The organism is Streptomyces sp. MMCC 100, assembly GCF_041538145.2.
Taxonomy (GTDB): domain Bacteria; phylum Actinomycetota; class Actinomycetes; order Streptomycetales; family Streptomycetaceae; genus Streptomyces.
Map to the genome: position 1 here is coordinate 2696691 of NZ_JBGORK020000001.1, position 19026 is coordinate 2715716.

The following is a 19026-nucleotide window of genomic DNA, read 5'->3' on the forward strand; positions in this document are numbered from 1 at the left end:
CGTGCATACTCTCGACATTCCCGCGACCGAGCCGACGCGCATCCGGGACCTGACCGACGAAGCCTTCGAAGACGCGTACGGCTGCGACCGCTTCACCGCGTCCGTCATCGTGAACCGGCTGAAGTACGCGGTCGGCCACATGAGCACCGCGTTCCTCCGGGAGGCGTTCTCACCCATCATCCGGGACTGGTACGACTTCGCCTGCACGGTCAGCGGGCCCCCGGAGCAGGACTACCGGATGGCCGTGGTCAGCAACAGCCTCACCCCGTTCCTCGGCACCATGCCGGACGCCGTACGCAACACCGTCGAGGAGTACGGACCGGACAACCTCGCCCCGGGCGACGTACTGATCTGCAACGACCCGTACCGCGGCGGCACACACGTCAACGACGTGCTGTTCACCAGGCCGGTCTTCGTCGACGGCCGGATCGTGTCCTTCGTGAGCATGCGCGCCCACCAGCTCGACATGGGCGGCACCGTGCCCGGCGGCTTCTCGGCCACGAAGGCGAACGTCTACGAGAACGGCCTGGTGATCCCGCCCGTCCTGCTGTGGTCGAAGGACGAGCCGGTGCGCTCGGCCTTCAGCCTCATCTTCGACAACACACGCTGGGGCGCGATACTCCTGCCCGACTTCAAGAGCATCCACCAGCAACTGCGGCTGGGCGAGCGGCTCGTGCGGGAGAACATCGAACGCTACGGGCCCGGCGCCCACCTCGGCGCGCTCGCCTACGCCTGCGACACCTCGGCGGAGCTGATGCGCGAGGCGATCGCACGCATCCCCGACGGCGACTACACCGGGTCCGCGACGATCGACGCGGACGGACTGGACGACACGGTCGACTACGCCGTCCACGTCACCCTGCGCAAGCGCGGCCACGACGTGGAGGCCGATCTGTCGGGGACGTCGGCGCAGGCCAGGACCTGTATCAACTGCGGCATCTCCGACGCGAAGACCGCCCTGGGCGTCGCCCTGACGATGCTCCTCGACCCGGCGATCCCGTTCACCTCCGGCACCTGGCGCCATCTCGACCTGGTGGCGCCCCCGGGGACCCTGCTGACGGCGTTGCCTCCGGAGGGAGCGCCCATGATGTTCTGGGAGGCCTCCGGAGCCCTGATCGCGGCGATCTTCAACGCGCTCAACCCGGCCCTCGGCGAGAACGCCGTGGGCGGTGACTACGGCTCCACCAACACCCACAACGCCAACGGCGTGCGGCAGGACGGCACCCCGTGGACGAGTGCCACCCAGTGCGGCGGCGAGCACGGGCCCTGGGGAGCCACCAAGGCGGGCGACGGCGACAGCTACACCGTCCTGTTCAACCTGAACAACCTGGACCCGGCGACCGAGACCATCGAGCACGATTCCCCCGTGGTGGTGCTCCGCAAGGAGCACGCGATCGACACCGGCGGGCCCGGCGTCCACCGCGGCGGTGCCGCCAACCTCAAGGACACCCTCTGGCTGACCGAAGCCGACCACTACCTGTCGCCGTTCCGTACCAGGGAGCCGAGCGGAGTGGGTGCGGGCGGTGGCCAGGCCGGACCGGCCGGAGCCATGTGGATCTTTCCGCCGCGGGATGGGACCGACGGCCCCGCAGGCCTCGTCGCAACCGTGCCGGCCGCCTACGCCGACAGCGTCCCGGTGGCCGGTGTGCTCGACCCGGAGACGAACGTCCTGGACCCGGTGAACGGCACGTACCACTACTTCGCCAGCCGTAAGACATGGCGGACGGGGGCCGGCGCGGTGCTGCGCTGCCTGACGAACGGCGGCGGCGGCTGGGGGGCGCCCTTCGCACGCGACCCCGAGAAGGTGCTCGCCGACGTGCGGGACGAGTACGTGAGCGTCGAGGGCGCTGCTCGCGACTACGGCGTCGTCGTACTGGGCGACCCCCACTTCGACCCGGAAGGGCTCCGCATCGACATGGAGGCCACCACGGCCCTGCGCACCGGCCACCGGGCGTGAGGTGAGTGCGCCCCGCTTTCGACGAGTCCGGCTCTAGCCAAGCCGTCAGCAATAAAATATATTTCATTTCTCCCTAGGATTTCGCCGGAAGCGAGGCGCACGTCGTGCAGAACATCCCCCCAGTCGAAGCAGCGGTAGCGCGTTTGGTGGTCGAGCTGGAGTACGACTCACTCCCGCCCGAGGCCGTACAGGGCGCCCGGCGGCTGATGCAGGACCAGCTGGCCGTGCAGATCGGGTGCGCGAGCCTGCCCTGGAGCCAGGTGGTGCTGAACCTGACCCGGGACCGGCACGCTCCGGGCACGGCACACGTGGTCAGCGCCGGCGACACGATGAGCGCGGCGGACGCGGCCTTCGTCAACGCCACGTTCGGTCACGGCTTCGAGTACGACGACGCCCACCGCGCCAGCTCCAGCCACCCCGGCAGCTGCGTCGTGTCGACCGCCCTCGCGGTGGGAGAGGAGATCGGCGCGTCCATGCGGGACGTGCTGCTCGGCATCGTCGCGGGCTACGAGGTGTACACGCGCATCGGCGTGCTCGCCGCACCGGAACTGCTCGAACGCGGCTTCCACCCGCACGCGCTCCTGTCCAACTTCGGCGCCGCCGCGGTGGTCGCCAAGATGCGCGGACTGGACCTGGAGCAGACCACCCATGCCCTGGCCATCGCGATGAGCCACTGCTCGGGAACCACCGAGTACACGTCGTCGGGCGGCTCCGTGAAGCGGGTGCACGCGGGTATCGGCACCCGGAACGGGATTCGCTCGGCCGAGATGGCCGAGGCCGGCATCACCGGACCCACGGCCTACCTCACGGGAGCCAAGGGCTTCTACCGCACCTTCGTCGGGCGCGAGGTGGGCCCGGACGCCGCGTCCGCGTTCGCCCCCGGTGCTCCCTTCGAGATCACCCGAGTCTGGATCAAGCCCTACTGCTGCTGCGGCATCAACCACGCCTACATCGACGGCGCGCGGCGGTTCGCGGACCGGGTGGAGCTCATCGACACCGTCGAACTGGGCATCCAGACCGGTGGGAACATCATCGTCGGCGCACGCAACGCCAACGCCTACGCGCCGCAGAGCATCGAGAACCTGCAGTACAGCCTGCCCTTCCAGTTCGCCCTCTCGCTCCTGGGCCGCGGCAACGGCTTCACGCCGCACCGTGCCTTCATGGACGGAGGCCTCGACCTGTCCGAGGGCAGCGAGGCGGCGGAACTGGCGAACCGGATCCGCATCACGCCCAAGCCCGAGCTCGACACCGCCCACCCCGGCAAATGGGTCGCCGACATCACCGTCACCTACCGGGACGGCACGGGTGAGCACCTCTTCGTCGAGAACCCGCTGGGCACCGCCGAGAACCCGGTGTCGCAGACGGACCTCGACGCCAAGTTCCGCGACCTGACGGTCACGAGCATGGGCGAGGAACGCAGTGAGGCGCTGCTGCGGGCCATCAACGACGGCGACGAGGGCCTGGCCGCCGGGACGATGGCCAAGCTCCTGCTGATCTGATCGCCCGGCCTCTCCCGCACGACCTCTCACCGAGCCGCTTCTGCGCAGGGAAAGCAGAAATGAGGAGACCGAATGCCTACGCCCACCCGACATGAGACACCACCCGCGGTCCCGGAGTTCGTCACCGGCCCGAAACGGCTTCTGATCGGCGGCAAGTGGGTCGAACCGACTTCCGGCGAACAGATCGACGTCATCAACCCCGCGACCGGGCAGGCGCTCTGCAGCATCGCCCAGGGCGGCGCCACCGACGTCGACCTCGCGGTCGCCGCGGCGCGGCGCGCCTTCGAGGGGGACTGGAGCCGCTGGACGCCGCACCAGCGCCGCAAGCTGCTGCTGCGGATCCACGACGTCGTCCTCGACCACTTCGACGAACTGGCCATGATCGAGACCCTCGACATGGGCGCGCCCCTGTCGCGGACCAAGGGGCTCAAGGAGTGGACCTCGCAGGTCCTCCAGTTCTTCGCCTCGCAGTGCGACAGCGCGAGCGTGTCCGCGCCGCAGAACTCGCTCCCGGGCAACTTCCTGACACTGAAGCACCTCGCCCCCGTCGGCGTGGTCGGTGGCATCATCCCCTGGAACGGGCCGCTGATCGGCCTGTGGTGGATCTTCGGCCCGGCGCTGGCCACCGGCTGCACCGCCGTCCTGAAGCCCGCCGAGGACGCCTCCCTGTCCGTACTGCGGCTGTCCGAACTGCTGCTGGAAGCCGGTGTGCCCGACGGCGTGATCAACGTCGTGACGGGCTACGGCGCCGACGCGGGCCAGGCCCTGGCGGAGCACAAGGACGTCGACCGCATCGCCTTCACCGGTTCGGTGGGCACCGCGCGGGCGATCGTCCAGGCGTCGGCCGGCAACCTCAAGCGGCTGCAGCTGGAGCTGGGCGGCAAGTCGCCCGACATCGTCTTCGCCGACGCCGACCTGGACAAGGCCGTGCCCGGCGCTGCCATGGGCGTCTACACCAACAGCGGTCAGGTCTGCGTCGCCGGTACCCGGATCCTCGTGCAGCGTTCCGTCCACGACGAGTTCGTCGAGCGCATGAAGGACTTCACCAAGACGATCCGCGTGGGAGACGGACTCGACCCGGACACCCAGATGGGGCCGCTGATCTCCCAGCGGCAGCTCGAACGGGTCATGCACTACATCGACGTGGGCGGCGGCGAGGCCCGGCTGGCCGGCGGCGGCAGCCGCCTCGGGGGCGACCTCGCGTCGGGCTACTTCGTCGAGCCGACGATCTTCGCCGGTGCGTCGAACGACATGACCGTCGCCCGGGAGGAGATCTTCGGACCGGTCGCCTCGGTGATCCCCTTCGACGACGTCGACGACGCGCTGCGCGTGGCCAACGACACCCCGTACGGCCTGGCGGGCGGTGTGTGGACCCGCAACCTGTCCACCGCGCACAAGGTCTCGCGGGGGATCACGGCCGGGACGATCTGGGTGAACTGCTACGGGGTCCTGGACCCGGCCATCGGCTTCGGCGGCACCAAGATGAGCGGTTACGGCTGGAAGGGAGCGAGGGAACACGTGGAGAGCTTCCTGTACCCGAAGGCCGTGTACATCAACCTCGACTAGGGTGCGAGCGCGGGTCGCCAGGGGCCCCGGCCCCCCGGGGGGCCGCCGAGGACACGGAAGGGTGCGAAATGAGCTCTGCGGGGCCGGCACGGGTGCAGTGCGACGTGTGGATCGGGGCGGCCGTGCGGCGCGTCTGGGACCTCGTGACGGACATTCACCTGCCGGCCCGGCTCAGCCCCGAGCTGCAGCGGGTGGCCTGGCTCGACGGCGCGCTGCGACCCGCGGTCGGGGCGCGCTTCGAGGGCCACAACAGCCACCCGCTGCTGGGTGAGTGGCGGACCGTCTCCCACGTGGTGCGGCTCGACGAGCACCGGGCGTTCGGCTGGGCCGTCGTGGACGAGGACGGCCGTTTCGGGGAACCGGCCGGCGGCCCCGCCGAGGCCCTGGCCTCCTGGCGCTACGAACTCGAGGCGGAGGGCGACGGCACCCGACTGCGACAGGAGGCGGTCCTGGGACCGGGCCGCAACGGCGTCACCCTCGCCGTCGAGCGCCGGCCGGACCGGAGGGAGGAGATCCTCGCCTTCCGGGTGGGCGAACTCCGTGCCGGGATGGAGAAGACGCTGGCAGGCATCAAGGAACTGGCGGAGCGGGCCGGCTGAGAGGGCTCGGGAGCCGGCGCCCAGACGCGGCACGGCAGGTTGAACGTCCGGTCACACCGACGAGGCGCTTCCGCGCGGGCCGGGCCGCTCGTGAGCCCCGGAAGCCCGCGGTGCCTCCGTGGTGTACGCGTGCGCCGCGGACTCCAGGACGGCCCCGACCACGTCCGGACTCGTCCGCGCCAGGGCGTCGAAGTGGCCGCTGGTGCGCAGCGCGATCACCCCGACCAGGCACGCGACGAGCAGCTCGGCCCCGGCCTCCGGGTCGTCGGCGCCCTCGGCCGACAGCCCGGCGGCCAGCGGCTCCACCAGACGCGTGCGGATCTCGTCCGCCGCCGCGCCGCGCACCTCCGCGGCACCGCCCCGGGACAGGAGTGCCTGGACGAGCGGCCCGGGGGCGCCCCTGAGATCGGCCCGTTGCAGCGAGCCCACGGTGTAGGGGCGCAGCTCAAGCCCCTCCGCGGGCGCGGCCGCGTCACGGCTGTCCTCGGCGACGGCCGAGCGGTACAGGGCGGCCTTGCTGCCGAAGTACCGTGCGATCAGGGAACCGTCCGCTCCGGCCCGCTCGCCGATGTCCCGGAGCGTGACCGCCTCGTATCCGTGGCGGCCGAACAGTTCCCGGGCGGCGTCGAGCAGTGCGGTCCTGGTCGCGTCCGCGTCACGTTTCCTGCCTCGCGGGTGTTCGGGAGGCGAGCTCATGCGGATCCTTTCGAAGCGGGGTCCGGTCGGCTGCCGGATCCGAGGGGGACGGCATCCGCCTCGGACTCCTCGGACGACGTGCGGGCGGCCGGACCACGATGCACCACACCGCGAACCGGCGCGCCGGCGGTGTCGCGCCGCGGCGGCAGGGCGACTGCGGCGAGGACACCGAGGAACGTCACGCATCCGGTCATGAGGAACGCCGTGGTGTATGCGGAGTCCCGCGGGACGTGACCACCGGACGGGGTGCCGGCGAGCATGACGGCCGAGATGGCGGCACTGCCGAGAGCGCCTCCCACGGTGCGCAACACCTGGTTGAAGCTGGTGGCGCTGCCGGTCTCGGAGGGCGGGACGTGGCGGACGATGAGCAGCGGCATCACCGCGTACGCCGCGCCGACACCGGCGCCGAGCAGGAAGGTGCCGAGGACGAGTACGGACAGGTGGTCGCGCCACAGGGCGAGCACGACCAGGTCGATCGTGACCACGAGGGAGCCCATGGGCAGGACCCGGTGGGGTCCGAACCGGGACACCAGGGCCGAGGCGAGACGGTTCGCCGCCAGGCTGCCCGCGGACATCGGCAGCAGCACCAGCCCCGCGCCGGTGAGGGTGAGCCGGAATCCGTACCCGGCTCCCGCGGGCACCTGGGTGTAGAGGTTGACCAGGGACAGCACACCGAACATGCCGACGCCGGTGAGCAGGGCGGTCGTGTTGGCCGCCAGCACCGCGCGGTTGCGCATCAGCCGCACGTCCACCAGCGGATGCCGGGCCCGGTGCGCCTGGACGGCCCAGAGGGCCAGCAGTGCGGCCCCGACACCTAGGCACCCGAGCGTGGCGCCCGACCGCGGCCCCCACGCCATGCCCTGGCTGACCGCCAGCAGGACGAAGGCCAGCCCCGAGCAGAGCAGCGCCGCTCCGGTCACGTCGAGGGGACGGCCGGGGGTCGACGACCCGACGGGCACGACTCGCCGCACCACCACGAGCGCCAGACCGCTCAGCAGCGACGCGAACCAGAACCCGGCACGGTAGTCCAGATGCTGGGCGATCACGCCCGTGAGGGGATAGCCGATGCCCGCGCCGACCGATGTCGTGATCGAGAGCGACGCGATGCCCGAGCGCATCCGGTCCGCGGGGAGGTGCTCACGGGCGACGGAGATCGCCAGCGGCAGCAGGCCCATGCCCACGCCCTGCAGGACGCGCCCCGCCAGCAGCAGCGCGAGCCCCGGTGCGGTCGCGGCGAGCACACTCCCGGCGCACACCGCGGTGAGGGCTCCCTGGATGGCACCCCGGCGCCGCGGCCCGTCACCGAGCCGGCCCAGCACCGGGCCGGCGATCGCCCCGGCGAGCAGGGTGGAGGTCAGAACCCACTGGGCGGCGCTGAGCGACACCCCTTGCTCCCGCGCGATGGTGGGCACCATGGGCGCCCCGAGCGTGCTGATCACGGACACGGTCAGCGCCGTGAACATCAGGGATGGCAGGAGGAGGCGCGATCGTCGAGCGCCGGTCATACTGCGGTGTCCTTCCCACGAACGTGTCCTCAATGCATGTCATTGAGCGATGACATACTATATCGGCGACGACCGGACCTGATCCTGCAGTACCCGTGCGCGAGGAGAACGATGTCCGACACCATGAGTGCGCTGCTCGGCGGCTCCGGCCCCGACTGGGAGCTGCGCGAGGTCTCCGTCCCCACGGTCGGACCGGGACAGGTGCTGGTCCGCGCCCGCGCCGCGGCCCTGAACAACGGTGACGCCGTCGCGCTGGCCGCCGCCGACCCCACGGCCGGCGGCACCGGTGAGGCGTACACGGCGGGCTACGAGTTCGCGGGCGACGTCGCGGCCCTGGGGGAGGGCGTCACCGGACCGGCGCCCGGGACACGGGTGATGGGAACCACGCCGGGAAGCTTCGCCCAGTACGTCCTGGCCGACCACCGGCACGTGGTCACCGTGCCCGACGGCGTCACGTACGAGGAGGCCTGCGCGCTGCCCACCGCCCTGCTGACCGAGCACGGAGCGTTGGCGCGTGGTGGTTTCTCGACCGGGCAGTCGGTCCTGATCACCGGCGCGACGTCGGGCATCGGCCTGATCGGCGTCCGGATCGCCCGGGCCCTCGGCGCGGGGGCGGTGATCGCCTCCACCCGAAGTGCCGCCAGGCGTGACCTGCTGGAGCGGGTGGGGGCGGACGTCGTCGTCGCGACCGCGGAGCAGGACCTCACGACCGCCGTCCTCGACGCGACCGGCGGGCAGGGCGTGGACCTGGTCCTGGACCATGTCGGCGGGCAGACCTTCGCCGCCTGCCTGCCCGCCACCCGTGTCGACGGGGCCGTGGTCAACATCGGCCGTCTCGACCGGGCCCAGTCCACCGTCGACCTCGACGTCCTGGCCTACCGTCACCTCAAGGTGCGTGGAGTGTCGTTCGGGTTCTCCCGGCCCGCGGCACTGGGCGCCGTGCTGTCCGAGGCCGCGGCCGGTCTCCGGTCCGCCGTCGCGGACGGCCGCGTGCGCCCGCTGATCGACGCGACCTACGACTTCGGCGCGGCCCCGGAGGCCGCACGGCGCCTGCGCTCGCACCAGGCGTGCGGGAAGATCGTCCTCACGGTGCCCTGAGGGGCGGGGCACGGCACCCCCGCCCGTGTGCGAGCGCTCTTGAGCCGGCCCGTCAGACGGTCGCCCCGCGGAGGATCTGGCCGCCGTCGACGACGAGTTGCGTACCGGTCATGAAGGCGCCGAGGTCGGAGGCGAGGAACAGCACGACGCGGCCGATGTCGTCCGGCAGGCCGATGCGGCCGAGCGGGATCCGCTTCTCCAGTTCCTTGATGCCTTCGTCGTCCATGAACGGAGCCAGACCCGGCGTCTTCGTGCCGCCGGGGCACACATTGTTGACCGCGATGCCGTACTGCGCGAGTTCGAGGGCCATCGTCTTGATCATGCCGGCGACACCGTGCTTTGACGCGGCGTAGTGACTCAGGCCGATCACGGACGGATTGACGGACTCGACGGAGTTGACCGTGATGATCCGGCCTCCGTGTCCCTGCTCGATCATCTGGCGGGCGGCCGCCTGCGAACAGAGCATCACGCCCAGCAGGTTCACCTCCAGGGTGCGCCGCGCGACCTCCAGGCCCACGTCGAGGAACAGGGAACCCTGGTAGATGCCGGCGTTGTTCACCAGGATGTCGAGAGGGCCGAACGCGTCGACGGCGGTCCGCACCATCGCGTCCGCGTCCTCCGGCTTGCTCACGTCGGTCACGACCGTCCGCACCCTGGACGAGTCCTCGAACTCCGCCGCGGCGGCCTCCGTGGCCTCCTTGTTGATGTCTGCGATCACGATGTTGGCGCCGGCCTCGTGGAGGCGGCGTGCGGTGCCCAGGCCGATCCCCATGGCGGCGCCGGTGACGACTGCGGTCTTGCCGCTGAGGTCCATGAGCTCGCCGATGGACGCGGATGCGGGAGAAGTGAAGTGCCTCATATGCATGATGTATCATGCAGAAAATATTTGGTCTAGGCTTCAGAGGCACTCGAACCTCCCGCCGACGGATTGGCCGGGGCGGAACGCCGCACGCCGACATCCTCATCCTCGGCAACCGTCGTCGGGACGGCGCTCCGCGGCACCTTGCCGACCCGCATCGACCACAGGAGCCCATTCATGGCACTCGCCCACGACTTCTCCGGCAGGACCGTCCTCGTGACCGGCGCGGCATCCGGGATCGGCCGCAGTACCGCCCTGGCCTTCTCCGCGGCCGGGGCCGGCGTGGCACTCGTGGACCTCGACGCCGGCGGCCTCAAGGAAACGGCGTCCCTGATCGAAGGCGGGGGAGGTACCGCGGAGGCCCTCCCGACCGACGTGGCCGACCCCGCCCAGGTCGAACGCGCCGTCGCGGCGACCGTCGCACGCTTCGGCGGTCTGGACGTGGCCTTCAACAACGCCGCCACGTTCGACACCCCGATGGCGGCCAGTTTCAGTGGAGGCACCCCGGAGGGACGCGCATCCATGGTCGCGCTCGAGCCCATGGGCCGCCTCGGGCGCCCGGAGGAGGTCACCGAGGCGGTGCTGTGGCTCGCATCCGACAACGCCTCGTTCGTCACCGGCCACGCGTTGGCGGTCGAGGGCGGCTGGCTCGCGCGCTGAGACCGCGCCAGGGCGGTGCTGCCGTGGGCGCGGAGGCCGTCCGGAACCAGGACGACACTTTCGAATCGTGACTTCGAAGATTTGCAATTGGCCTGCTTCGCAGCGCGGGATAGTGTCCCGGCCACGAGACAGGAGAATGAAATGGCGAATAAATCGAGCGGACCGCTCGCCGGCATCAAAATCGTGGAGCTGGGCGGTGTCGGACCGGTGCCCTATTGCTGCATGCTCCTTTCCGATCTCGGCGCGGACATCATCCGCATCGACCGGCCCCCGGGCTACGACGGTGGAGCGCCGGTCGAGCCGCGGTTCAACCTGCTCAACCGCGGACGGCGCAGCGCCGCACTGGACCTGAAGAAGCAAGGAGCCGTCGAAGCGGTCCTGAAGCTGGTGGAGGGGGCCGACGCACTGGTCGAGGGCTTCCGCCCGGGTGTCGCGGAGAAACTGGGTCTGGGGCCCGACGACTGCCTGGCCGTGAACCCGGCGCTCGTGTACGGCCGGATGACGGGCTGGGGCCAGGACGGCCCGCTGGCCCACACTCCCGGCCACGACGTCAACTACGTGTCGCTCACGGGCGTGCTGCACTCCGTCGGTACCGCGGGCGGGCCGCCCACGATCCCGCTCAACCTCGCCGGCGATTTCGGCGGAGGATCGCTGTACCTCGCGCTCGGCGTCGTGTCGGCGCTGCTGGAGAGCCGGCGTTCGGGACTGGGGCAGGTGATCGACGCCGCCATGGTGGACGGTTCGGCGTCCTTGATGACCCTCTTCTACGGACTCCACGCGGCCGGGTACTGGAGCGACGAGCGCGGCACGAACCGCCTGGACTCGGGCGCTCCCTGGTACAACGTCTACGAGACCAAGGACGGGCGCTGGCTGAGCGTCGGGTCCAACGAGGCGCGGTTCTGGCGCAACTCCCTGCGGCTGCTCGGACTGAACGAGGACGACATGCCGGACCAGCACGACAGGTCCCGGTGGCCGGAGGTCCACGACACGTTCGCGGCGGTGTTCCGCACCCGGACGCGCGACGAGTGGTGCACGCTGGCCGAGGGCGAGGACGTCTGCTTCGCCCCGGTCCTGTCGCTGGCCGAAGCGCCCCACCATCCGCATCTGCGGGCGCGAGGGACGTTCGTCGAGGTGGAGGGCGTACTCCAGCCGGCGCCGGCCCCGCGCTTCAGCCGTACCCCCGGAGCCGTCCGGAGCGCCCCCGCCCGGCCGGGGCAGCACACCGAGGAAGTCCTCACCGACTGGGGCCTCACGTCCGACGACCTGACCGCGCTGCGCGCGGCGGGCGTGATCTGCTGACCGGTGCCCGGACCGAACCTGCGGAACATGCCGGTTCACGCCCTTCGAATCGCGGCTTCGAAACTTGCCACTTGGATCGCACGTAACCCGCCTTTAATGTTCGTGTAACCGCAATGCCGGGACCGATCACAGTGATTTGAAGAGGTGGCGAAATGTCTTCGAATTTCCTCAGCGAAGCCCAGACCGACTGGCTCAGGACCGTGAATGATTTCATGGACAATGAAGTCACCGTCGAATACGTGCGCAAGTGCGACACGGAACGCGAATACCCCTACGAGGCGTACGAGAAGATCGCGCGCCAGGGGTGGCTGGGCATCCTCATCCCCGAAGAAGAGGGCGGCTCCGGCGGCGACATCTTCGACTACTCCCTGATGGCCGAGGGCCTCGGCAAGTTCGGCTTCGACTTCGCCTGCTCGGTGCTGGTCCCCACGTTCACGGCCATGAACATCATCAAGTTCGGCAGCGCGGAGCAGAGGGCCAAGTACGTCAAGCCGTTCATCGACGGCAGGATCCGCTTCTCCGTCTCGATCTCGGAGCCGGACGCCGGCTCCGACGCCTCCAACACCAAGACCCACGCCCGCCGCGACGAGAACGGCGACTGGATCGTCAACGGCTCCAAGCTGTGGTGCAGCGGCGCCGCCGCCAAGGACACCGTCATCGCCATGCTGGTCCGCACGGACAACAACGACAAGCACGGCGGCCTCTCGGTCCTGCTGATCCCGAACGACACCCCGGGCCTCGACATCCGCAAGCTGCCGACCCTGTCGCGCCACGCGACCGGCACCACCGAGATCTTCCTCGAGGACGTCCGCGTCCCCGCCGACGCCCTCCTCGGCGAGGCCGGCCAGGGCTGGAAGATCATCACCGACCACCTGGAGCTGGAGCGCTGCGCGGTCGCCGCGGCGTACACCGGCAACGCCCAGGAAGCCGTGAACGCCGCCAACCGCTACGCACAGCAGCGCATTCAGTTCGGCAAGCCGATCTACGAGTTCCAGGTGCTCAAGCACATGCTCGCCGAGAACCAGACCCGCGTCGACGCGGCCCGACTGCTCTGCTACCGCGCCGCCCAGATGAAGGCCGAGGGCCTGCCCGCCGCCCGGGAGACGTCGATGGCCAAGCTCTACGGCTCGGAGACGCTCAAGCAGTGCGCCCTGGACGGTATGCAGATCCTGGGCGGCTACGCCAACCTCCCCGAGGCGGACATGGAGCGCTACCTGCGCGAGAGCGTCCAGTCCACGATCGGCGGCGGCACGTCGCAGATCCAGCGCACCATCATCGCCAAGTCCATGCGACTGTCCGTCGGCGCCTGAGCCCAGGAGAGGACACCACCCACCATGACCATGATCGACAACCGTATCGACATGCCGCTCGACGAGATCGAGGTCGGCCGGGTCTTCCGCTCCGGCGGCCGCACCATCACCGAGACCGACGTCGTCAACTACTGTGCGCTGACCGGCAACTGGATCGAGATCCACTCCAACGTCCACTACGCGTCGCAGACCCGTTTCGGTGAGCGCCTCGTCCAGGGATCTCTCACGTACTCGATCATGACGGGCCTCATCACCTTCGGCCCGTCGATCCAGGCCAACTACGGCATCGACAACCTGCGCTACCTCAAGCCGGTGCACATCAACGACACCATCTACGTGACCTGCGAGGTCGTCGGCAAGAAGGAGAAGGACGACAAGTTCGGCGTGGTCACCTTCCTGATGAAGGCGCTCAACCAGCACGGCGACGTGTGCCAGAAGTCCGAGTGGAGCCTGCTCATGCTGCGCAGGCGTGAGGATCTGGAGGCCCTGGTCTCCGGGTCGGTGCCCACCGAGAAGCCGCGCCAGAAGGCCTGAGGTCCACCCTATGCCCTCCGCACCCGTCGCCGCCGTCGTCGGCATGGGCGACGCCTACGCGTCGCTCGACAACCGCAAGGACCCGCTCCAGCTCGCCGTCGAGGCCACCACGGCCGCCCTGTCCGACGCGGGGATCCGCAAGGACCAGGTCGACGCGGTGTTCACCGGCCGCTCGCCATGGGCCGACAAGCGCTCGCAGTGGAGCAACATCTTCATCTCGCACATGCAGATGCCAGTGACGCTCACGAGTGAACTCACCATGCACGGCGCCGGCCTGACAGCGACCATCGCGGTCGCCTCCCACATGATCGCCGCCGGCGCCGCCGAGTACGTCCTCTGCCTCCAGAGCGATGCCACGCAGTTGTTCGTCGACGCGGTGGCGATGGGTGCCGAGGCCGACGCCGACCCGCAGTTCGAAGTGCCCTACGGGCCCACGATCCCGGCGCTCTACGCCCAGGCCGCGCACCGCTACTTCCACGAGTTCGGCCTCACCGAGGAGGACCTCGCGGACGTCGCCGTCGCCAACCAGCGCTGGGGAGCCGGACATCCGCACGCCGCGAAGCGCAAGCACGGCGAGATCGACCGCGCCACGGTCCTCGCCTCGCCCTACGTCGCCACCCCGCTGCGCCGCTGGATGTGCTCCACCTGGGGCGGCGGCACCGGCGGCGCGCTGATCGTCACCTCGCCGGAAAAGGCACGACAGGCCCGCAACCCGGTGTACGTCCTCGGCCACGGGTCGGCCACGACCCACGAGTACCTGGGCGACCGCATGAACATGCGCCACTGCCGGTACCCCGGCCTCGGCGCGTTCCCCAACCTGACGCACACCGCGACGGCGGAAGCCGCCCGCCAGGCGTACGGGATGTCAGGTCTCGGCCCGAGTGACGTCGACATGATGCAGATCTCGGTGAACTTCGCGCACATGGGCCCGATCGTCATGGAGGACCTGGGCTTCGCGAAGAAGGGCCACGGAATCGACGTCTACCGCGAGGGACGCACCGGCATCGACGGAGACCTCCCCACCGACACCAACGGCGGCTGGCTGTCCTTCGGCCAGCCCGGCATCTCCTGCAACATGGACAGTCTGGTCGAAGCGGTCCGTCAACTGCGCGGACAGCCCCTGGGACTCGCACCGGCACGCCGCCCGCGGACGGCGCTGGTGCAGGGCGCCGGCGGCATGCTCGCCGCCGGCAGCGTGGCACTGCTGTCCTCCTCGACATGAGCAGCCGACGGAAGCTGGGAGCACGGCATGAGTGAAGCGAAAGCACCGAACGACTGGCCGCAGCCGTACCGCCTCATGGACGCGCAGCCGTACTGGGAAGCCCTGTCGGACGACCGGCTGACCTTCCAGCGCTGCGCCGACTGCGAGCAGGCGGTGTGGCCGGCGCACTCCGTCTGCACACACTGCGGCGCCTCCGGACTGTCGTGGGAGCAGTCCGGCGGGCACGGCACCGTCTACTCGTACAGCACGATCATGCGGGGTCCGACCCCCGTCTGGTCGGCCATCGCCCCGTACACCGTCGGCTTCGTGCGGATGGACGAGGGGTACTTCCTGTTCACCCAGATCGAGGGCGAACCGGACGACATCGCGATCGGCGGGGAAGTCTCCGTGCGCTTCGTGCGGCGTGGCGAGCAGAAGCTTCCCGTGTTCACGCTGGTGACCTCCGACGAGGAGGGCTGACATGGCCGGTCCCCTGGACGGAGTGCGGATCCTGGACCTGACGTCCAACTTCATGGGCCCGTACGCCTCCTTGCTGCTCGCGGACATGGGCGCGGACGTCTCGAAGGTGGAGTCCCGGCAGGGTGACACCACACGCGGAGTCGGGCCCTGCCGCCACCCCGGAATGAGCGCGATCTTCCTGCACCTCAACCGGAACAAGCGCAGCATCGTCCTCGACCTCAAGAGCCGCGACGGCAACGCCGCACTGAAGCGGATGATGCGCACCGCGGACGTGCTGCTGTACAGCCTGCGGCCCAGGTCCATGGCCGGGCTGGGACTGTCGTACCAGGAGGCCAGGGAGATCAACCCCCGGATCATCTACTGCGGCACCTACGGATTCGGGCAGAACGGCCCCTACGCGGACCGCCCCGCCTACGACGACCTGATCCAGGCAGCGGTCGGCATGCCGGTGCTGCAGAGCCGCAAGAGCGGCCCGCCCGACTACGTGGCGACCGCCATCGCCGACCGTGTGGTCGGCATGGCCGCGACGTCCGCCGTGTCCATGGCACTGTTCCACCGGGAGAGAACCGGCAGGGGGCAGGAGGTCCAGGTCCCCATGTTCGAGACCTTCGCGCACTTCGTCATGGGCGACCACCTGTACGGGCACACGTTCCGGCCCGCGATCGGTGACTGGGGCTACGCCCGCATGATGAACCCCGACCGCCGGCCGTACCGCACCCGGGACGGCTACCTGGGAGTGAACGTCTACACCGACCAGCACTGGCAGCGGTTCTTCACGCTGGCCGGGCACCCGGACATGGGCCGGGACCCGCGCTTCGCCGACATCCACGGCAGGACGCAGCACATCGGCCTGCTCTACGAGTTCCTGGCGCGGACCTTCGAGACGAGGACGACCGCCGAGTGGGTGGCGCTCCTCACCGAGGCGGACATACCCGTCATCGAGATGAACACGCCCGAGTCGCTGCTCGACGACCCGCACATGAAGGAGGTCGGCTTCTTCGTCGACCAGGAACACCCCTCCGAGGGCAGGCTGCGCGCACTCGGCATCCCGCAGCAGTGGAGCGAGAGCAGCCCGGAACTGCGCCACCCCGCTCCGCGACTCGGAGAGCATTCGGCGCAGCTGCTGGCCGAATACGGCTTCAGCGAGGACGAGATCGGCGATCTGCTGGATTGCGGCGCCGTCCACGGACCGCGGGTGCGCGAGGTGGCGGCCGACGACAGGGAAGGCGGTGGGCACGATGCCGGGTGATCTGCCCTTGGCGGGTGTCGTGGTGGTGGAGCTGAGCGACAGTGCGTCGGCACCGTTCAGCGGCAAGATCCTCGCCGAACTCGGCGCCGAGGTGTGGAAGGTGGAGCGTCCGTCGGGCGATTCCGCGCGGGGCTGGGGCCCGAGCACGTGGAAGGGGAGCGGTGCCGCCTTCCATGCCCTCAACCGCGGCAAGCGGTGCCTCAGCATCGACATCAAGGACCGGGACCAGCTCGCCGTACTGCACCGGCTGATCGCCGAACGGGCCGACGTCTTCCTCCACAACCTCCGGCCGGGCTCCAGCGGCAAGTACGGGCTGGACGCGGACAGTCTGCGGGTGACCAAGCCGGAGCTGATCTGCTGCGAGATCGGGGCGTTCGGGCACGAGGGCCCCATGAACACGCTGCCCGGGTACGACCCGCTGATGCAGGCCTTCTCCGGCATCATGAGCATCACGGGCGAGGAGGGGCAGCCCCCGGTGCGGGCCGGCGTCTCCATCGTCGACTTCGGCACCGGGATGTGGGCCGTCATCGGCATCCTGGCGGCGCTCCACCGGCGGCAGGCCAAGCACTGCGGTGCCACGGTGAACGGCTCGTTGCTGGAGACCGCCCTCGCCTGGATGTCCGTCGGCATCGCGAACCACAACGCCGACGGCGAGCCGGGCGGACGTCACGGCTCGGGTGTCGCCTTCATCGTGCCGCACCGCGCCTACGGGACCGCCGACGGGGACCTGGTCGTCAGCTGTGCGAACGACGCGCTGTTCGCCCGGCTGTGCGAGGTGCTGGAGCACCCGGAATGGGCCGCGGACGACAGGTTCGCCACGAACGCGGGACGGCTGGAGAACCGCAAGGAGATCGACCGGCTGATCGGGGAGTGCCTCGCCGGGAGGTCCCGAGCCCACTGGCAGGAGCGGCTCCAGGCACACGGCATACCCGTGGCACCCATCCAGACCACCGCGGAGATCGTGGACCACGAGCAGACGCGCGCGCTCGGCATCATCGGCAGGCCCTCCGAGGACGAGATCGGTCTGGTCGGTCTGCCCCTGTCGTTCGACGGCAGGCGTCCGCCGCCCCTGCACGCCGCGCGTGCGGTCGGCGCGGACAACGACCAGGTGGGCCCACTCCGGTGAGAGGCGAAGCACCGCCGATCCGGGAATCCGCGCGAACGCGAGGGCGATGACATGGGGACCTTCAACCGGCTCCACCTGATCCGCCAGGTCGACCTGTTCACGCTGAGGCTGTTCCTCTCGGCCATCGAGGAGCAGCAGATCGGCAGGGCGGCGATGCGAGAGAACATCGCCGCCTCCACGGCGACCAAGCGCATCCAGGTCCTGGAGGACATCGCCGGCATCCAGCTCCTCGAACGCGGGCCCAAGGGCGTGGTGGCGAGCCCCGCCGGGGCGGTCCTGGCGAGATACGTCCGCACGATCTTCGACAGCCTCGAAGACATGCGCTCCGAGATCGCCTCCTTCACCGAAGGCGTACGCGGGGACCTCTCCATCGCGTCGGCACGCACCATTCTCGTGCCGTTCCTCGCACGGGAGCTGGGTGCCTTCAGCCGCGAGTACCCGCTGGTCGACCTGGCGGTGCACGATGTCGAGAACGCGGAGATCGCGCGGCAGGTGGCCCACGGCGAGGCGGACATCGGCGTGTTCGCGGCGGCGTACGAGCTCGACCTCGACGGTGTCGACGTGACGCCCTACCGGCGAGACCGCCTGGTCGCCGTGGTGCCGCAGGACCACCTGCTCAGCGAACGGGCGAGCGTGACGTTCCAGGACCTGCTGCCGGAGAACCTGATCGCGGCCGACTCCCTGCTGGGCGCCTTCCGCGCCGCCGCACGCCGGCTGAAGCAGGAGTTCGAGCCGGGCTACCACGTGCGCGGCGCGGATGTCGCGATCAGCCTGGTCCAGGCGGGGCTCGGTGTCACCGTGCAACCCGAATGCCTGCTCACCCCGGACGTGCTGGCCCGTGTGACGATGCTGGAGCTCGCCGAGCCGTGGGCGGTGCGGAAGATTCACATCGCCACGGCGCACGGGCGCACGCCGGGCCCGGCCACGCGCGCCTTCCTCCACCAGCTGCTCGACCGCCCGGCGGACGACGCGTGTCCGAGCCGCGGCTGAGCACGGCGGTCGTCCCGGTGGGGCCGGTCCGGACGGACCGGCCCCACCGCCACTCAGGCCCGTGCCTCCAGCCGGGGCGTCATCGCCTCGAACAGCAGGCCCAGCCGCTCGGGGTGGAGCGCCTCACTGATGGCCATGGCCGGGGTGTTGTAGCGCTCCGCCAGGGCGTCGACCGACTTCTGCAGGTCGTCGGTCTCCAGTTCGTAGATCGCCAGGTACCGCCACGGGTAGGGCCTCTCGGCGCGCTGGGCGCCGGCCAGTTCGAACCGCTGGGCGGAGACGAAGCCAGGCACGTCGAGCGCGTCCCGAAGGTGCGTGTTCGTGTACCAGTCGTTGAACTCGTCCTCCTTCCCCTCGACCGGATTGGTCAGCACGATGTACGTGTACTTGGGCACGGT

At 70.1% G+C, this 19026-nt stretch carries 18 protein-coding genes; 14 read left to right on the plus strand and 4 right to left on the minus strand.

Features of this window, described 5'->3' with window-relative positions:
- The first annotated feature begins 1 nt into the window (after nucleotide 1).
- The 4 genes from ABS735_RS12510 to ABS735_RS12525 all read left to right on the plus strand — a co-directional run bounded on the left by ABS735_RS12510 (nucleotide 2) and on the right by ABS735_RS12525 (nucleotide 5621).
- Nucleotides 2-1957 (plus strand): hydantoinase B/oxoprolinase family protein, encoded by a 1956-nt coding sequence (locus ABS735_RS12510; RefSeq protein WP_373905976.1) that lies wholly within the window; start codon nucleotides 2-4, stop codon nucleotides 1955-1957.
- Nucleotides 1958-2103: 146 nt separating this feature from the next.
- A complete protein-coding gene (locus tag ABS735_RS12515; protein WP_373906220.1) occupies nucleotides 2104-3456 on the plus strand; it encodes an MmgE/PrpD family protein in 1353 nt (450 codons plus the stop codon).
- A gap of 72 nt (nucleotides 3457-3528) precedes the next feature.
- Complete coding sequence (locus ABS735_RS12520) at nucleotides 3529-5022, plus strand: aldehyde dehydrogenase family protein (protein WP_373905975.1); 1494 nt, start codon at nucleotides 3529-3531, stop codon at nucleotides 5020-5022.
- Nucleotides 5023-5090: 68 nt separating this feature from the next.
- The gene (locus ABS735_RS12525; protein ID WP_373905974.1) at nucleotides 5091-5621 is read left to right on the plus strand and encodes an SRPBCC family protein; all 531 of its coding nucleotides are present in this window, start codon (nucleotides 5091-5093) and stop codon (nucleotides 5619-5621) included.
- Nucleotides 5622-5672: 51 nt separating this feature from the next.
- Here ABS735_RS12525 and ABS735_RS12530 read toward each other — a convergent pair whose 3' ends face one another.
- Both ABS735_RS12530 and ABS735_RS12535 read right to left on the minus strand, forming a co-directional pair.
- Nucleotides 5673-6317 carry a TetR/AcrR family transcriptional regulator gene (locus ABS735_RS12530; protein WP_373905973.1) on the minus strand — a complete coding sequence of 215 codons (645 nt, stop codon included), beginning with the start codon at nucleotides 6315-6317 and terminating at the stop codon, nucleotides 5673-5675.
- Nucleotides 6314-7822 (minus strand): MFS transporter, encoded by a 1509-nt coding sequence (locus ABS735_RS12535; protein ID WP_373905972.1) that lies wholly within the window; start codon nucleotides 7820-7822, stop codon nucleotides 6314-6316. Before ABS735_RS12535 ends, ABS735_RS12530 begins: the two co-directional genes overlap by 4 nt.
- Nucleotides 7823-7933: 111 nt before the next feature.
- On the opposite strand from ABS735_RS12535, the gene ABS735_RS12540 reads away from it, so the two are divergent.
- Nucleotides 7934-8920, plus strand: coding sequence for a quinone oxidoreductase family protein (locus ABS735_RS12540; RefSeq protein ID WP_373905971.1), 987 nt, complete (start codon nucleotides 7934-7936; stop codon nucleotides 8918-8920).
- Between the two features lie 52 nt (nucleotides 8921-8972).
- On the opposite strand, the gene ABS735_RS12545 is transcribed toward ABS735_RS12540, so the two are convergent.
- On the minus strand, nucleotides 8973-9779 hold the full coding sequence (locus ABS735_RS12545) for an SDR family NAD(P)-dependent oxidoreductase (protein WP_373905970.1): 807 nt from the start codon (nucleotides 9777-9779) through the stop codon (nucleotides 8973-8975).
- A gap of 177 nt (nucleotides 9780-9956) precedes the next feature.
- Here ABS735_RS12545 and ABS735_RS12550 point away from each other — a divergent pair, with 177 nt between their 5' ends.
- The 9 genes from ABS735_RS12550 to ABS735_RS12590 all read left to right on the plus strand — a co-directional run bounded on the left by ABS735_RS12550 (nucleotide 9957) and on the right by ABS735_RS12590 (nucleotide 18628).
- The gene (locus ABS735_RS12550; protein ID WP_373905969.1) at nucleotides 9957-10439 is read left to right on the plus strand and encodes an SDR family NAD(P)-dependent oxidoreductase; all 483 of its coding nucleotides are present in this window, start codon (nucleotides 9957-9959) and stop codon (nucleotides 10437-10439) included.
- 141 nt (nucleotides 10440-10580) lie between these two features.
- Nucleotides 10581-11738 carry a CaiB/BaiF CoA transferase family protein gene (locus tag ABS735_RS12555; protein ID WP_373905968.1) on the plus strand — a complete coding sequence of 386 codons (1158 nt, stop codon included), beginning with the start codon at nucleotides 10581-10583 and terminating at the stop codon, nucleotides 11736-11738.
- A gap of 152 nt (nucleotides 11739-11890) precedes the next feature.
- Complete coding sequence (locus ABS735_RS12560; protein WP_373905967.1) at nucleotides 11891-13048, plus strand: acyl-CoA dehydrogenase family protein; 1158 nt, start codon at nucleotides 11891-11893, stop codon at nucleotides 13046-13048.
- A gap of 24 nt (nucleotides 13049-13072) precedes the next feature.
- Complete coding sequence (locus ABS735_RS12565) at nucleotides 13073-13582, plus strand: MaoC family dehydratase (protein ID WP_373905966.1); 510 nt, start codon at nucleotides 13073-13075, stop codon at nucleotides 13580-13582.
- A gap of 10 nt (nucleotides 13583-13592) precedes the next feature.
- Entirely contained in the window at nucleotides 13593-14804 is a 1212-nt protein-coding gene (locus ABS735_RS12570) for a thiolase family protein (protein WP_373905965.1), read from the plus strand.
- A gap of 27 nt (nucleotides 14805-14831) precedes the next feature.
- Nucleotides 14832-15263, plus strand: a complete 432-nt coding sequence (locus tag ABS735_RS12575; RefSeq protein ID WP_373905964.1) for a Zn-ribbon domain-containing OB-fold protein — start codon at nucleotides 14832-14834, stop codon at nucleotides 15261-15263.
- A gap of 1 nt (nucleotide 15264) precedes the next feature.
- Entirely contained in the window at nucleotides 15265-16512 is a 1248-nt protein-coding gene (locus ABS735_RS12580) for a CaiB/BaiF CoA transferase family protein (protein ID WP_373905963.1), read from the plus strand.
- Nucleotides 16502-17638, plus strand: coding sequence for a CaiB/BaiF CoA transferase family protein (locus ABS735_RS12585; protein WP_373905962.1), 1137 nt, complete (start codon nucleotides 16502-16504; stop codon nucleotides 17636-17638). Before ABS735_RS12580 ends, ABS735_RS12585 begins: the two co-directional genes overlap by 11 nt.
- A gap of 51 nt (nucleotides 17639-17689) precedes the next feature.
- Nucleotides 17690-18628, plus strand: coding sequence for a LysR family transcriptional regulator (locus ABS735_RS12590; RefSeq protein ID WP_373905961.1), 939 nt, complete (start codon nucleotides 17690-17692; stop codon nucleotides 18626-18628).
- Nucleotides 18629-18681: 53 nt separating this feature from the next.
- On the opposite strand, the gene ABS735_RS12595 is transcribed toward ABS735_RS12590, so the two are convergent.
- Nucleotides 18682-19023, minus strand: a complete 342-nt coding sequence (locus tag ABS735_RS12595) for a hypothetical protein (protein ID WP_373905960.1) — start codon at nucleotides 19021-19023, stop codon at nucleotides 18682-18684.
- Nucleotides 19024-19026 lie beyond the last annotated feature (3 nt).